Source organism: Sorangium sp. So ce887 (assembly GCF_051521455.1).
Classification (GTDB): domain Bacteria; phylum Myxococcota_A; class Polyangia; order Polyangiales; family Polyangiaceae; genus Sorangium.
In genome coordinates this window covers 9,441,638-9,455,688 of the sequence record NZ_CP150354.1, presented here as the reverse complement: position 1 = coordinate 9,455,688, position 14,051 = coordinate 9,441,638, and the positions used below count along the sequence as shown (strand labels likewise).

The 14,051-nt window shown below is 67.1% G+C and carries 13 protein-coding genes and 1 pseudogene; 9 read left to right on the top strand and 5 right to left on the bottom strand.

The features are described from left to right. Nucleotides 1-10: 10 nt before the first annotated feature. Together WMF36_RS35335 and WMF36_RS35330 are read left to right on the top strand one after the other, a co-directional pair. Nucleotides 11-200, top strand: a pseudogene (locus WMF36_RS35335) (hypothetical protein); the annotation flags it as partial. Nucleotides 201-310: 110 nt separating this feature from the next. Continuing rightward, on the top strand, nt 311-1,252 hold the full coding sequence (locus tag WMF36_RS35330) for a hypothetical protein (RefSeq protein ID WP_437575214.1): 942 nt from the start codon (nt 311-313) through the stop codon (nt 1,250-1,252). 137 nt (nt 1,253-1,389) lie between these two features. Here the strand turns inward: WMF36_RS35330 and WMF36_RS35325 are convergent, their stop codons facing one another. The 5 genes from WMF36_RS35325 to WMF36_RS35305 form a co-directional block, all read right to left on the bottom strand. Beyond that, nucleotides 1,390-3,087 carry a hypothetical protein gene (locus WMF36_RS35325; RefSeq protein ID WP_437575213.1) on the bottom strand — a complete coding sequence of 566 codons (1,698 nt, stop codon included), beginning with the start codon at nt 3,085-3,087 and terminating at the stop codon, nt 1,390-1,392. A 737-nt stretch (nt 3,088-3,824) separates the two neighbouring features. Continuing rightward, on the bottom strand, nt 3,825-4,412 hold the full coding sequence (locus WMF36_RS35320; protein WP_437575212.1) for a protoglobin domain-containing protein: 588 nt from the start codon (nt 4,410-4,412) through the stop codon (nt 3,825-3,827). Nucleotides 4,413-4,506: 94 nt separating this feature from the next. After that, nucleotides 4,507-5,166, bottom strand: a complete 660-nt coding sequence (locus tag WMF36_RS35315; RefSeq protein WP_437575211.1) for a MarR family winged helix-turn-helix transcriptional regulator — start codon at nt 5,164-5,166, stop codon at nt 4,507-4,509. A gap of 503 nt (nt 5,167-5,669) precedes the next feature. Further along, complete coding sequence (locus WMF36_RS35310; RefSeq protein WP_437575210.1) at nt 5,670-5,870, bottom strand: hypothetical protein; 201 nt, start codon at nt 5,868-5,870, stop codon at nt 5,670-5,672. Between the two features lie 302 nt (nt 5,871-6,172). After that, a complete protein-coding gene (locus WMF36_RS35305) occupies nt 6,173-6,907 on the bottom strand; it encodes a TVP38/TMEM64 family protein (protein WP_437575209.1) in 735 nt (244 codons plus the stop codon). Nucleotides 6,908-7,091: 184 nt separating this feature from the next. Here WMF36_RS35305 and WMF36_RS35300 point away from each other — a divergent pair, with 184 nt between their 5' ends. From WMF36_RS35300 to WMF36_RS35270, 7 genes are all read left to right on the top strand, one after another. After that, nucleotides 7,092-8,330 (top strand): cytochrome P450, encoded by a 1,239-nt coding sequence (locus WMF36_RS35300; RefSeq protein ID WP_437575208.1) that lies wholly within the window; start codon nt 7,092-7,094, stop codon nt 8,328-8,330. A 53-nt stretch (nt 8,331-8,383) separates the two neighbouring features. Then, the gene (locus WMF36_RS35295; RefSeq protein ID WP_437575207.1) at nt 8,384-8,698 is read left to right on the top strand and encodes a hypothetical protein; all 315 of its coding nucleotides are present in this window, start codon (nt 8,384-8,386) and stop codon (nt 8,696-8,698) included. A gap of 39 nt (nt 8,699-8,737) precedes the next feature. Continuing rightward, a complete protein-coding gene (locus WMF36_RS35290) occupies nt 8,738-9,967 on the top strand; it encodes an efflux RND transporter periplasmic adaptor subunit (protein ID WP_437575206.1) in 1,230 nt (409 codons plus the stop codon). Then, nucleotides 9,964-10,662: an ABC transporter ATP-binding protein gene (locus tag WMF36_RS35285; protein WP_437575205.1), complete on the top strand. Its 699-nt coding sequence runs from the start codon at nt 9,964-9,966 to the stop codon at nt 10,660-10,662. The genes WMF36_RS35290 and WMF36_RS35285 overlap by 4 nt, the downstream gene beginning before the upstream one ends. Then, nucleotides 10,659-11,825, top strand: coding sequence for an ABC transporter permease (locus WMF36_RS35280; protein WP_437575204.1), 1,167 nt, complete (start codon nt 10,659-10,661; stop codon nt 11,823-11,825). The genes WMF36_RS35285 and WMF36_RS35280 overlap by 4 nt, the downstream gene beginning before the upstream one ends. Before the next feature lie 54 nt (nt 11,826-11,879). After that, nucleotides 11,880-13,046 carry an ABC transporter permease gene (locus WMF36_RS35275; RefSeq protein WP_437575203.1) on the top strand — a complete coding sequence of 389 codons (1,167 nt, stop codon included), beginning with the start codon at nt 11,880-11,882 and terminating at the stop codon, nt 13,044-13,046. A gap of 81 nt (nt 13,047-13,127) precedes the next feature. Beyond that, on the top strand, nt 13,128-14,015 hold the full coding sequence (locus WMF36_RS35270; protein ID WP_437575202.1) for a putative glycoside hydrolase: 888 nt from the start codon (nt 13,128-13,130) through the stop codon (nt 14,013-14,015). Nucleotides 14,016-14,051: the final 36 nt, after the last annotated feature.

Genomic DNA, 14,051 nt, shown 5'->3' with positions numbered 1-14,051 from the left:
GGGCTCGCCGATCTCCGGCTCGTGTCGGATGCACCGAGTTAACCCGCTTGCCTGCGGCGACGGACGTGATCGGCAAGTTGCAGGCGGGCTGGCCGCGCGCTCGGCTCGACGAGGAGCTCCTGACCCTGCTCGACGCAATGCTACGCCACCAGCGCTCGTGGAGCCCGCCGCTCCTCGCCGGGCCGCTAGAAACGGCTTGACGAGAAAAATACCTGCTTCTATCACCTGAGGTGAGCGTGGCGATTCGCGTTTGACATCCTCGAATCGATTTGTGTTTTTTCAACTGTCTCAAGAGCTGGATACGCAACGCATGAATACTAAAGAATCATACCAGGGATGCGCTTTCTATGTGCAGGCTCATCAGGATGATTGGCAATTTTTCTTCGGTGAGAAGGCCTGGGTAGACCTGAGCTGCTCATCAAATAAGATCATTTTTATTTATACAACCGCCGGAGACGGAGACCCCAGAGACAAGTTTGGTGCATACCATGAGGCTGGATGGTGGGAATCAAGAGAGTGCGGGGCCTTGGCATCCAGTCTTCGCGCAGGCATGTCACCCGATGAATTTGCATCCATTCTGAGCGCGTTGCCCGATAAGCTATTCACGACAGAAACAGTCAGCGTCAACAATCATCAAATCATTCGGCGCGAGTGGCGAAATACCAGAAGTTACTTTCTTCGCATTCCATCAAGCTCAGGTTTGGAGGGCCTCCACCGAGGAGAGAAGATCTCGGCGCTTGACGGCTCGGCCTCATACGCCGGCTGGGAAGATTTTGGCGCGACTCTGAGCGCCATCATTTGCCAGGAAACTCCGGAGGCGCTCAAGAACCTTCCAGACGATGGCTATCGTCCATGGATCATAGTTTCAGATGATGACGACGTAAAATACAATCCCCTGGATCATCCAGATCACCACCAGACATCCCTGGCTGTGAAGGAATTCGTTGCGCCTCTTGGGGATTACAATGTCGCGCTCTATCAGACCTACTACAACAATCCAGACCATTCCGGGGAGGAGGACGCGGGATTGAGCAACCTCTTGTCCGAGGACAAGTTGAGGCTCAAGCGAGACCTGTATTATGCGTACAGAGATGCATTCAAGAGCAAGTTGCAGACCTACGGCGGCAATGGGGCCAATCTGCTCGAGTACTGCAACGACGAATGGAGTGAACACTATGGCCCAAAGAGGAGCCGCTGGAGAATTGCTCCCAGGGACTGGGGGCGTGCCGTGGTGATTGAATCCGCGAAATGAAGAGCGGGCGATGATGACGGAGCGACGTCGCGGCGAATCGCCTTCCGGCCCGACTTGCTGATGTAGGGCGACGAGGAGCAACGACGCGATGCGCCCGCCCTCGGCTGCCTGGCGACGGGAGGTTTTGAGAGGCGCTCTTAGCCCTGGCCCGAGGCCTCGACCCACGGAGCAGCGGCCAAGGCCTGACGGCTTTCCGCGCGGCGCACCTTCCTCGTGAAGGCGTACAGCAGGAAGTAACAGAACCCGAGCATCGCCACGGTGAGCAGCGTGTACCTGTCGTCGTTCCAGGAGGTCCACCTCCAGATCCCTTGGCTGAGCGCCGCGAGGCAGAGGAGGGGGATTTCGAGCTGCCGCTTCCGCCGGGTGAGCGGGGCGCTCAGGAGCATGAACGTGTAGTAATAGCAGGTGAGCTGGGACAGCAGAATGATGAATATCTGCCCCAGGCACCCGGCCACCCAGAGCGAGCGCACCCCCCTGCACACATAGACGAAGAACCCCGAGCTCGCGGCGATGACCGCGTAGCCGAAGAACCGGTACTTCGCATAGCGTTCGCTGCGCATCTCCTTCCATGTCTCGAACGGATCGAGCAGCGAAGCATCCATCGTGTACTTCATCCTGCCGGACTCTACCCCCGCCCCGAACTTGTGGGCCACGAGGACGCGAAGGCCCATGTGGTTCGTCACGGGGGTCCGGTCGTGCACGCGGAGCGTGTGCTCGTAGAACTGGCGATAGGAGTCGCTGCCCGAAACGCCGACGCTCACGGTGAGCAGCGCGGCCGCGGCGAGGACGCCGCCGATGAGCACCTGCACGTGCGATCGAGCCATGCGCTTGTGCCGGAAGAGATAGATCCCCGCGACGACGAGCCACCCGATGACGACGAGGCCTGGGAAGATACGCAGCAGGCCCGCGTAGACCATGCTCGCGCCAGCGAGCCTAGGGTACCTCTTCCGCACCAAGCAGGCCGAAAGGACGACGAAGAAGAGCCAGTCATGCCGCAGAAATGCGCCGCCAGTCCAGAAGAAAGGCGCCGGCGACTGGCACCCCCAGAAGATCGCCGCCAGCGCGCACACGCGCCACCCGAAGGCCCAGTAGAGGGCGGCGAAGACGCCGATCAGATAGGCACTATCGAAGCAGGTCAGGAACTGCATGTACCCCTTCGTCGCCGGGTGAAGCTCGGCGAGGATCCGCCCCATGACGGTCCAGACCGGCGGCGGGTTGTAACCGTGGTCCCTCTCCATGGCCTCCCAGTAGTCCTTCTCCGAGACCATGCGGAAGAACTGCACGTCAGCCTTGAAAGCACTCCAGCGCGTGGAGGAAAAATGCGCCTTGCATTCCTCCGGAGAGGCCAGGACCCCGGCCACGCGGATGAGGAGGTTGTCTACTCCAAGGTTCCTGATCTTCCTGTCCGGGTGGCGCACCTCGGCGCTCATGTCGAGCGTGACCAGCTGACCAGTGACGTCGTCCGTATAGGTGACGACCCCGATCTCGTCCTGAGCGATAACCGTGCACTTGTACAGGTTATCGTATGCCATCTCGGGGAAGTACTTGGCCCCCAGGTAGTAGTGATAGTACTCCCAGCGGTGATAGAATGAGGGGTAAGCGAAGCGAAGACCGTCGAAGTACACGACGACGGCCATGATCGACAGCCCGGCGGCGACACGCTTCTTCCACCGTTCTGCGATCGGTCGGCGCTGACGCGCGCGGTGAGCCTCGTAGAGGAGGCACAGGACAGCCGAGATAGCGATCGTGCCTTTCGTGATGTCGATGGCGAGGGAGTAGTCCGAAGCGCCCCAGTAGAGCAGGGAGCAGAACGCCACGGCAACGTTGATGCTCATGAGGCACCAGGCTATGGACCAGCGGCGCTCCCGTGCCCGTGCGGCTGCTCGTCCTGGGTCCGGAGCCGTGGCGCTCACGGGAGCCCCGCTCGAGGCTGCGCAAGTTGACGATTCCGCGGGAGCTGCTCGGCGCGCGCTGACCGAGACGAGGTCGGCGCCGTGGAGCGCGGCCCGGGGCGCGCCGGAGTGGCCGCCTCGGCCGTCAAGCGGGTCGGCCCGCCCGCCGCCCCCGCCCACGGTCCGTCTCCCATTTCTGTGCTGCAGGCGGAAAGCAACAGTGTCATCACAATCGACGATGTTCGGCGGATGTTGGTCTGGACCCGGTAGCTCATAAGTGCCTCTGAAGCTAGGTCTACCATTTTATCGAATTGATGCGATCGGCGATGAGCGAACCGACCCCCTCGGGTCGATCTCGGCCCGAGCGTCGTTGTCCTGCTCATGCACGACGTATCCCGCGGGTCGTGGATGAACGTGCCCGCGTCGAAGATCTGACTGCCGTCTCCGGGTTGCCCCGTCAGAACGAAGGCATCCTCGGGACCGTCGACGTGCTCATCGAGGTGCGGCCATCGAGGGGCTCGTCGAGCTCAGGCCACCTCGCCCCAGGCTGAAGCTCGAGCAGCAGATCTCGACGCTCACCCGGCCGACCGAACAGCTGACGCTTTCGGAGCCCCGGAAACACTTCTTCTCAGGGTTGGTCCTCCGACTTCGTTGCGATGACCCCCTTCACCCTGGGCTGCTCAAAAGTCACCCTCCTTCACATAGGGGTGGCTCCACAGCGTGATCTGCAAGAGACACGACTTGACCCAGGCGGCATACATCTTTTCTGCGTCCTCGGCCGAATGCCCCTGCTTCGCGAGGAAGGGTCGAAGGGTGAACGTCACGGGAAAGACAAGCGCGAACAGGTCGCGAAAGGGGACGATCGCCGTGGACGGCGCACCATCGGTCGCGTTCTTCTTGGAACGATGGTGTCGAAGACCGATCTCGTGCTGGTAATCGAGCCACCCCTGGTCGTACTGGGCGCGCGCAGTGTCGAGGATCCACTGACCGAAGCGCTTGCGCACGGCACCGAGGTAGTCGCCGAGGGGCTTGCCGTCCGACTTGGCGGTGAACGAGGCCAGAAGATGCGGCTGGCTCCCGACGAAGCCGTACCAGACGTCCAGGATCGCCTCGACGTGGTCCTTCACGACGTCGCGCGACATGCGCAAGTACTTCACGTCCTCCTCGCCGAAGAGGACGCTCGCCTTCATCCGTTCGAAGTCGGCGAGCGTCACAGGGGACGTCGCGACAGCCGAGGTGCCATGGGTGTAGCCGGGAATGTGGTTCATGAGGGTCGTCTCCTTCTCGGAGCAAAGCTCCGCTCTTGCCGTCGGCCGACATGGCCGCGGAATCTCGTACTTCGGTCGCTCTCGAAGCGTTTACTCAGGCGGGTCGCATGAACTGCTCCCAGAGATCTCTGCGAGCCGTCTCGGCTGCGGCCTCGTGCTCAGGGCAGTCGAGTCGTAGCTGGTCGTTCGCGAGCGGCGCGTCCACGAAGGCGCAGTGGTGCGGCGACGCTCCTGCACGGACGTTCGGGCGGAAGTGCGTGCACGTCACGCACATGCCGCTCACCGGGACGAGCCCCTGCTCTTGCAGAGCACGGATCATCTTCACCACGCCCGAGAAGAACGCTCGCTGCTCCTCCGGCGCGAGATCCTTCAAAGCGGTCGCCATGAACTCCGGCCACGAGCGCGCCCGTGCACCGAGCATCGCGCCCTTCCTGGTCGGCGTGAGCAGGCGCGCGCGAGGATGGCGCGGATCCGGGGACTTCGTGAGGAGCTGCTTCTCGCCGAGCACGCGCACGGAGTCGCTGATCGTCGGCAAGGTGACGCCGAGGCGTTCACTCAGCTCCGAGCCCGTGAGCGGGCCGTGCGCCACGAGCGCCGCGAGGATCTGCCCTTGCGTGGCCGACAGCCCCTCCTCGTTCGCCTGCTGCCAGGTCTGCTGCTTCATCGCGAGCCCGATCTTGTGCAGGCCCGTCACGATGCGCGACGAGAGCGGCTCGGTGTTCTCGTCGAAGTAGGGAAGGCCCTTCGAGGTCATGGCCAAGGAGTAACTTAGGACTCCGAAGTTGTCAAGCCGCAGCTCGGCCCGGCGCTCGAACGGCGATCTCGCCGCCCTCGCAAGCGACGCCGTGTCGATGACAGGTTGGCCGTCCACGATATGCACGAAGACCTGGACCTCGCCGTTCGACGGATCCGGTCCCGTCGAGCGCCGTGACCGAGGCCGCCTGGACGTTGAGCACCGTCTGCTGGGCCGTCTGCCCGAGCTTCCCCGTGACGCGCACCCGGGTAGAACCGGGCGTCGCGTCTCCCGGTCCTCCTCGTGGATCCGCGTGAACCACGACATGGAACGAGCCGGCGTCGAGCCCGGGGCGGCTCTCGCGCGCGGCCGTGCTTCGCGCTCGTGATCCGAGCCACGCGCCCGCCCACCGCGCCCGGCATGTCGGTCCTCTGCTCGCCGGCGGTCTGACGGCCGTACTCATCACGTCAGCGGGCCTCAGGCCCCGCTGCCTCCCTCACGCCAGCTTGCTCTTCGAGGAAGCTCTACGGTTTCGATGTCAGCCCGGCCAGGATCGCATCGAGGCGCCGGAGCACCCCTTCGAGCCGCTCGATCGTCGCCTTCAGATCCGCCCGGTATTCTCGATTGTCGGTATGGACCAGCTCTTCTCGCATCCCCACGAGCCGGATGGACAGCGCTGTCCTCATATCTTTCGCTTCGCGCTCGTCGAGCTCGAAATGAACCATGGCCAACTCTCTCCCTGATTTACGAGCGGCATGTCCCCAGGACCGAGGGGTCCATGGTGACGCGACGTCTCGCTGTCATCGGCTCCTGCGACATCGGGAGCGCCTGCCGCGAAAGCCGTCCTGGTTCGCCGGCATCCGGGCGCTTTCGGGCCGCGTCCGTAGGATGGGCGAGCCCGCGTGCTCGCCGGCACCGAGACGAGAACGGTAAGATCGGGCCGCTCGTCTGCATCGGGGCTACGTGCCGCTCAACGGCAGCGGCAGACCTCCTCTCTTCGTGCTCGAATCGCGTGGTCTAGGCTCGTCTAGCCGGACCCATTGCGCTTCTGCGCCGACCTCCGCCGCCATTCCGGCAAGCGGACGACGAGGAGCGCGATCCCGGGGAGCAGCACGATCCCGGCGAAGAGCAGCAGGACCGACGTGAACCGCGCGGCGGACGCGCCCAGCGCCGCGTAGGTGGCCGAGATGCCGAGGTTGGCCAGGGCCGTCACCGTGAAGAACGCGCGGCGGGGCATGCGGCCCGCGCCCGCGAAGACGACCGACGCCTCCGAGAGCACCGGCACGCCGCGGAAGAGGAGCAGGAACCAGGGGCCGTGCCGCTCGGCGGCGCGCGTGAGCCGCGCGAGCTCCGCCTCGCCCACCATTCGATGCAGGGCCGGCGCCCCCGCCCGCGCGCCGAGCAGGTAGCCCAGCCCCGCGCCCGCCGTCATGCCCGCCCAGGAGACCGCCGTCCCGCGCCAGAACCCGAGCAGGCCGCCCGCGGCCGTGCTCACGAAGCTGGAAGGCACCGGCAGGACCACATCGCCCGCGAGCAGCCCCCCCAGCACGAGCGCCGCCGCGCCGCCCGAGGGCGGGGCGGCGAGGAGCGCCCGCGCCGCCGCCTCGAGGCGGTCCGCGAAGAGGAAGAAGGGCACGAGGATGGCCAGGAGGAGCAGGCCGGAGAAGCCGGCCCAGCCCCGCCAGGAGCGCCGCGGGCGCACCGGTGCGCCGGGGAGGTGGGGGCTGCCGGGGGGCGGAGTCGATCCAGGGGAAGGCGGCATGCAGCGCTCGGGTCCGGGGAGGGGCCGGCCCGCCGCGAGGCGGAGCTGGCCGGCCGGCGGGGAAGTATATGTGTCCGGGCCCACGCGGCATAACATCGACAGGCGTTCGCGGCCGGGGCTCCCTCCCGGCGCCGGGCGCTCGCGCCTCGCTCGCGCGATCTCGCCAGAACAGGAGACACTTAGCATGACAACCCCTGACGATCTGCGCGCCGCCCTCGGCGCCCACAACCTCTTCGACCCCGGGCACCCGGCCGATCCCTATCCGTTCTATGCAGAGGCCCGCCGCGGCGCCCCCGTCTTCTTCAACGCGCCGGCGAACAGCTGGTTCGTCACGCGCGCGGAGGACGTGATGACGGTGCTGCGCGACACGGAGCGCTTCTCCTCGAAATCCCTGATGAGCCCCAGGACCCCGCTGGCGCCCGAGGTCGTCGCCGTGCTCGGGGACCCCGAAGCGCGGCTGCCGACGCTGCTCACGACCGATCCGCCCGACCACACGCGGCTGCGCGGCCTCATCAACAAAGGCTTCTCCCCGCAGCGCGTCGCCGCGATGGAGCCGCAGATGCGGGCGCTCGCCGACGAGCTGATCGACGGGTTCGCCGCCGAGGGCCGGGCGGATCTGATCCCGCGGTTCGCGTTCCCGTTCACGGCGCTCGTGATCGGCGACATGCTCGGGATGCCGCGCGCCGACATCGATCTGCTCAAGCGCTGGTCCGACGGCTGGATCAAGCTGGTCTGGAACGCGGAGCCCGTCCCGCAGCTGGTGGAGGCGGCGAAGGGGCTGCGCGCGTTCCAGCGCTACTTCGCCGAGGTGATCGCGGAGCGCCGGCGGAGCCCGGGCGACGATCTGCTCTCGGCGCTGATCCGGGCGCATGAAGACGGCGAGGCGCAGCTCAGCGAGGAGGAGCTGATCGCCGTGCCCATGCAGCTGATCCTGGCCGGGCACGAGACGACGCTCTACCTGATCGGCAACGCGCTGGCGCTGCTCCTGGAGCACCCGGCGCACCTCGCCGCCGTGCGCGAGGACCCGGCGCGGCTCGGCCACGTCATCGAGGAGACGCTGCGGCTCGACTCGCCGCTCCTCTGGCTCGCGCGGCAGACGACGACGGAGGTCGAGCTGGGCGGCGTGAAGGTGCCGGCGCGCGCGACGCTCCAGCTGGCCATCTGCTCGGCCAACCACGAGGAGAGCGTGTTCAGCGAGCCGACGACCTTCAACCCCTGCCGGCCGAACGCCGATCGGCATTTCACCTTCGGCCGGGGCACCCATTTCTGCCTCGGCGCGCCGCTCGCGCGGCTGGAGGCCCGCGTCGCGCTGGAGCAGCTGCTCGCGCGCCTTCCGAACCTGCGCCTCGACCCGGATCATCCGCTGGAGCGCGCCCGGATCATCGGCTTCCGTGGCTACGAACACCTCCTGACGCTCTTCTGAGGCTGTCGGATTGATCGATGTAAGATAAGAGGGCTGAGCTCCTGCCGAGGGTCATGGCGACCGGCGAGCGCGAGGGGATCCTGCGCCCCGGTGACGTCGTCGCGACCGTCTCTGACGCGACCGGCATGACCGTGATGGTGGATGGTGATGCGGTGGGGTCGGTGCTCCACGATCGCGTGAGGCCGTCCGGTCGCCTGGCTCGCACCGGACCTCGCGGGCACGCCGCCCGCGCACTGCATTGTAGTCTGGACGGGAAGATTGCCACGGCGCCGGCGCTGGGCGTGTGGCAAGCGCCGCCCGAGGCGCGGCGCGGCCGTACCGGCGCGTTTCAGGGGCGGGTGGCGCCGCGCATCAGGAATTCACGCTAGAATATAAACGCCCCGCCCGAAGCGTGTTAAGGAGGCGCCGTGTCCGACAAGCTCAGCTCGGATCTCGCCTCGCTGCGGATCCAGCGGGACGTCGATCCCGATCGGCGGAGCCCGCTCCGCACCGCCCTCATCGCCGTGCTCGCGCTCGCGGCGGTCGCCGGCGCCGCCGTGCTCGTCGCGCCGAGGGCGCAGAGCGCGATCTTCAAGACCGAGGTCGCCACCACCGAGATCGCGCTGGTCTCGCCAGCGCAGGCGTCGATCTCGGTGACGTCGACCGGGTATGTGGTCCCGCAGGTCGTGTCCCGGGTCGGGGCCAAGCTCCCGGGCCGCATCGCCCGGGTGTACGTGAAGGAAGGCGACGTGGTGAAGGCGGGCGACCCGCTCGTCGACCTCGACGACGCCGACCAGAAGAGCCTCGTCGCCGCGGCCCACGCCAAGGTCGCCGCGGCGCGGGCGCGCGCCGTCGCCTCCCGGGCGAGCATCGTCGAGGTGGAGCAGCAGGTCGCGCGGGAGCGGGCGCTCGTCGAGCGCCAGGTGACCGGCCGCGCCGCGATGGAGGACCTGACCGCGCGCGCGCACTCCCTCACGCAGTCGGCCGCGGCGGCCGAGGCCGAGGTCAAGGCCGCGGCGGCCGACGTCGAGAGCCTCCGGATCACGCTGGCCGACAGGAAGATCGTCGCGCCGATCAACGGCACGATCATGTCGAAGCCGCCGGAGATCGGGGAGGTCGTCGGCCTCGAGCTGCCGCACCTCGTCGAGATCGCCGATTTCACGTCGCTCGTCGTCGAGACCGATGTCCCGGAGACGCGCCTCCACCTCATCGAGCCCGGCAAGCCGTGCGAGGTCGTCCTCGACGCCTATCCCTCGAAGCGCCACCGGTGCACGACGGTCGAGATCGGCAAGCGGGTGAACCGCGCCAAGGCGACCATCCCGATCAAGGTGAAGTTCGTCGGGGAGGCGAAGGAGGCGCTGCCGGAGATGAGCGCGCGGGTGAGCTTCCTCGCCGAGGCGCTGTCCGAAGAAGCGATGAAGGAGCCGCCGAAGCGGGTCGTCCCGGAGGCCGCGGTGGTCGAGCGGGCCGGCGCCAAGGTGGTGTTCGTCGTCGACCAGGGCGCGGTGAAGAGGGTGCCGATCAAGGTGGGCGGGCCGGCGCCGGGCGGGCTGGAGCTGCTCGACGGCCCGGCCCCGGGGACGCGCCTCGTGGTCAAGCCGTCGGCCGACCTCGAGGACGGCCAGAAGATCAAGGAGAAGGGAAAGGGGAGCGAATGACCGACGGGTATCGCGATGCAAAGCCGAAGGCCATTGTCGAGCTGCAGGGGGTCGGCAAGACCTATTTCCGCGACAAGGAGCCGATCGTGGTGCTCGACGACATCACGCTCGACATCCCGGAGGGGTCGTACGAGGCGCTGATGGGGCCCTCGGGCTCGGGCAAGTCGACGCTCCTGAACCTCATCGCCGGGCTCGATCGTCCCACGCGCGGCACCGCGCGCGTGGCGGGGCAGGACCTCACGCGGATGAGCGACGGCGAGCTGGCGCGCTTCCGGTCGAAGACCATGGGCTTCATCTTCCAGGCCTACAACCTGATGCCCGTCCTCACCGCCGCCGAGAACGTCGAGCTGCCGCTCCTGCTCACGAGCCTCTCGGCCTCCGAGCGGCGGAAGCGCGCGCAGACGGCGCTGCGCGTGGTCGGGCTCGAGGAGCGGATGGGCCATTATCCGCGGCAGCTCTCCGGCGGCCAGGAGCAGCGGGTGGCGATCGCGCGGGCGATCGTGAACGACCCGACGATCATCGTGGCGGACGAGCCGACCGGCGATCTCGATCGCAAGAGCGCCGATGAGATCCTGATGCTCCTGGAGAAGCTCAACAAGGAGTTCAGGAAGACCATCCTGATGGTCACGCACGATCCTCAGGCCGCCGAGCGCGCGACGGTGACGCGCCGGCTCGACAAGGGGAACCTGTCATGAACCTCGTCTCCGTCGCCGCCAGGAACGTCCTCCGGAACAAGTTCAGGACGCTGCTGACCGTGATCGGCGCGGCGGTGGCGGTGCTCGCGTTCGTGCTCCTCCGGACGGTGCTGTCGGCGTGGAACGTCGCCGCCGACTACGCCGCGAAGGACCGGATCGCGACGAGGCACAAGATCTCGTTCATCCTGCCCTTGCCGAAGCGTTACATGACCACGCTCCGTGAGGTCCCCGGCGTGACCGAGGGGACGTTCATGAACTGGTTCGGCGGCAAGGACCCGCGCGACGCCAGCAATTTCTTCGGCTCGATGGCGGTCGATTCGGCGACCTTCTTCAAGGTCTACGACGAGATGGTCGTCTCGCCCGAGGACATGGAGCGGTGGCAGGGCGACCGCAAGGGCGCCATCGTGGGCGACATCCTCGCGACGCGGCTCAAGGTGAAGGTGGGCGACACGGTGACGCTGGAGGGGTCGATCTACCCCGGTCCGTGGCAGTTCAACGTCTCGGGGATCTACACGGCGTCGCGCAAGTCGATGGATCGATCGCAGTTCATCTTCCATTACGACTACCTGAACGAGTCGATCCCCGAGCGGGACCGCGACCAGATCGGCTGGATGACCGCCCGGATCGACGATCCCTCGCGGAGCGCCGAGATCAGCGCGGCCATCGACAAGATCTTCGACGAGAAGGACATCCAGACGGCGACGATGAGCGAGCGGGCGATGAACCTGTCGTTCATGGCGATGATGTCGGCCGTGCTGACGGCGCTCAACGCCGTGTCCATCATCATCCTTCTCATCATGATGATGATCCTCGGCAACACCATCGCGATGGGCGTCCGGGAGCGGTCGCGGGAGTACGGCGTGCTGCGCGCGCTCGGGTTCGAGCCGAAGCACGTGAGGATCTTCATCATCGGCGAGGCCGCGACCGTCGGGCTGCTCGCGGGGCTCGCCGGGCTCGCGATCGCCTATCCGATCATCGAGCTCGGGATGGGCCGGTGGCTGGAGGAGAACATGGGCGGCATGTTCCCTTACTTCCGGATCGAGCCCTCGACGATGGTGATGGCGGTGCTGCTCTCGGTGGGGCTGTCGCTGCTCGCGTCGCTCCTCCCGGCGTACAACGCCTCGAAGCTCTCGGTCACCGATGCGCTCCGGCGCGTGGCCTGAGCGAACCGACGTCGCAGCCTGTCCACGACCCCCTGAAAGCGGGAGAGAGCGCTCATGATCCCCGTCGCCTACAACGTTCGAAATCTGGTGGTGCGCAAGACGACGACCGTCGCGACGGCGGCGGGGCTCGGCCTCGTGGTGTTCGTGTTCGCCTCGGTGTTGATGCTCGCGAACAGCGTGGAGCGCACCCTCGGGCGCACCGCGCAGAGCGACGTCGCGCTCGTGATCCGGAAGGGATCGGACGCCGAGATGGCGAGCAGCGTCGAGGAGCAGCAAGTCGGCTTGATCCTCGCGAGCGCCGAGGTGGCGAAGCGGCAGGACGGCAAGCCGGACGGGGTGGGGGAGGTCGTGGCGGTCATCCTCCTCGACAAGCTCGGCACCGAGGGCGTCTCGAACGTCCAGGTGCGCGGCGTGACCGATGACGTGCTCGCGTTCCGCTCGCACGTGAAGATCGTCGAGGGCCGGCCGGCGCAGCCGGGCACGGACGAGGTGATCGTGGGGCAGGCGATCCACGGCCGCTTCAAGGGTCTGTCGATGGGCGAGTCGTTCGAGCTCCGCAAGAACCGGCCGGTGAAGGTGGTCGGCGTGTTCTCCGACGGCGGCTCCTCGTCGGACTCCGAGGTCTGGGCCGATCTGCACACGGCGCGCTCGGCGTTCGGCCGGGAAGGGGGCGTGTCGTCGGTGCGCGCGCGGCTCGTCTCGGACAGCAAGTTCGACGCGTTCGAGGCGTCGATCGAGCAGAACCGGAACCTCGGGCTCGAGGTGATGCGCGAGAGCGACTATTACGAGAAGCAGTCCGAGGGCACGAGCATGTTCATCAAGGGGATGGGCGTGCTCATCGCGGTGTTCTTCTCGATCGGCGCGATGATCGGCGCGATGATCACGATGCACGCGTCGATCGCCAACCGGCAGCGCGAGATAGGCACGCTGCGGGCGCTCGGCTTCTCCCGGATGAGCATCCTCACGTCGTTCCTGATCGAGTCGATCCTCCTCGCGATGGTGGGCGGGGCGCTCGGCGTGCTCGCCGCGCTCGGGATGCGGTTCGTGCGCTTCTCGATCATCAATTTCGCGAGCTTCTCGGAGATCGTGTTCACGTTCGAGCCGACGCCGGGGATCCTGATCGGGTCGGTGCTTGTCGCCGTGGTGATGGGCGTGCTCGGGGGCTTCTTCCCGGCCCTGCGCGCGGCGCGGATCAGCCCGATCCAGGCGATGCGGGGGTAGCTCGGGCGGGACCCGGGCGCCGGGGGTCGAGCACCTGGGCATGGCCCGCGGCGTGCTCTACGTTCGCCCGGGGGGAACGGCATGCCCACGGTCACAAAGGCGATTTACGTGAACTTCGCGGCTGGGAGGAGCGCGGACCGGATGGAGCGCCTCTCCTCCCTGGTCCAGCGGACGGAGCTGAACTCCCTGGTCATCGATATCCGGTCGAACGGAGGAGCGCTCCTCCTGGAGAGCGACGAGGCCACGAAGGCCCGGCTGGAGGCCCTTCGCCACGCCGGCATTTACCTCATCGCCCGGCTCGTCGCGTTCAAGGGCGGTCCACGCGGCTGGTACGATCCGGGCTCGGAGGAGCGATGGCGCGAGATCGCGGAGATCTCGCTTCGGGCGTTCGACGCGGGCTTCGACGAGGTGAACTACGATTACGTGCGCTATGGCGCGGCGCGCGAGCCGCGGTCGCCGACTCCGCTCCACGAGAGGACGCCGACGATCCGCGCGTTCTTCGAGTTCCTTCGCGCGGAGGTCGGCGACGCGGCGTCCCGCCCGATCTCGGCGGACCTGTTCGGGATCACGCTCCTCGGGCCGCAGGACGGCATCGGACAGCGGCTCGAGGATGCGGTGGAGCTCTTCGATTACGTGATGCCGATGCCGTACCCATCGCACTGGGGCCCCGGCAGCTTCGGGCTCGCGAACCCTGCCCATCACCCGTACGAGACCCTCCACGCGTCGCTCTCCGCCGGCTGGCGCCGGGTCGCCGATCTGCCGGGGCGGATCGCGCAGCTGCGCAGCTGGGTGCAGGCCTTCGATCTGGACAGCTCGCGTCCGATGCGGCGGTACAAGTACACCCCGTGGCACATCCGGCAGCAGATCCGGGCGATCGACGACGCCGGCTGCGCCGGCTACGCGGCGTGGAACCCCCGCAGCGACTACGAGGAGAGCGCGTTCCTCCCGGCGCGACCCGACCTGGGTTGAGGTGGCGATAAGGCTGGACGAGGGCGGCTGAAGGGT

Bases quoted from the DNA above. Each gene is read 5' to 3' on its own strand.
- WMF36_RS35305 (WP_437575209.1), bottom strand. From the start codon at position 6,907: ATGCCGCCTTCCCCTGGATCGACTCCGCCCCCCGGCAGCCCCCACCTC.
- WMF36_RS35280 (WP_437575204.1), top strand. From the start codon at position 10,659: ATGAACCTCGTCTCCGTCGCCGCCAGGAACGTCCTCCGGAACAAGTTC.
- WMF36_RS35285 (WP_437575205.1), top strand. From the start codon at position 9,964: ATGACCGACGGGTATCGCGATGCAAAGCCGAAGGCCATTGTCGAGCTG.
- WMF36_RS35295 (WP_437575207.1), top strand. From the start codon at position 8,384: ATGGCGACCGGCGAGCGCGAGGGGATCCTGCGCCCCGGTGACGTCGTC.
- WMF36_RS35310 (WP_437575210.1), bottom strand. From the start codon at position 5,870: ATGGTTCATTTCGAGCTCGACGAGCGCGAAGCGAAAGATATGAGGACA.
- WMF36_RS35330 (WP_437575214.1), top strand. From the start codon at position 311: ATGAATACTAAAGAATCATACCAGGGATGCGCTTTCTATGTGCAGGCT.
- WMF36_RS35270 (WP_437575202.1), top strand. From the start codon at position 13,128: ATGCCCACGGTCACAAAGGCGATTTACGTGAACTTCGCGGCTGGGAGG.
- WMF36_RS35320 (WP_437575212.1), bottom strand. From the start codon at position 4,412: ATGAACCACATTCCCGGCTACACCCATGGCACCTCGGCTGTCGCGACG.
- WMF36_RS35275 (WP_437575203.1), top strand. From the start codon at position 11,880: ATGATCCCCGTCGCCTACAACGTTCGAAATCTGGTGGTGCGCAAGACG.
- WMF36_RS35325 (WP_437575213.1), bottom strand. From the start codon at position 3,087: ATGAGCATCAACGTTGCCGTGGCGTTCTGCTCCCTGCTCTACTGGGGC.
- WMF36_RS35315 (WP_437575211.1), bottom strand. From the start codon at position 5,166: ATGACCTCGAAGGGCCTTCCCTACTTCGACGAGAACACCGAGCCGCTC.
- WMF36_RS35300 (WP_437575208.1), top strand. From the start codon at position 7,092: ATGACAACCCCTGACGATCTGCGCGCCGCCCTCGGCGCCCACAACCTC.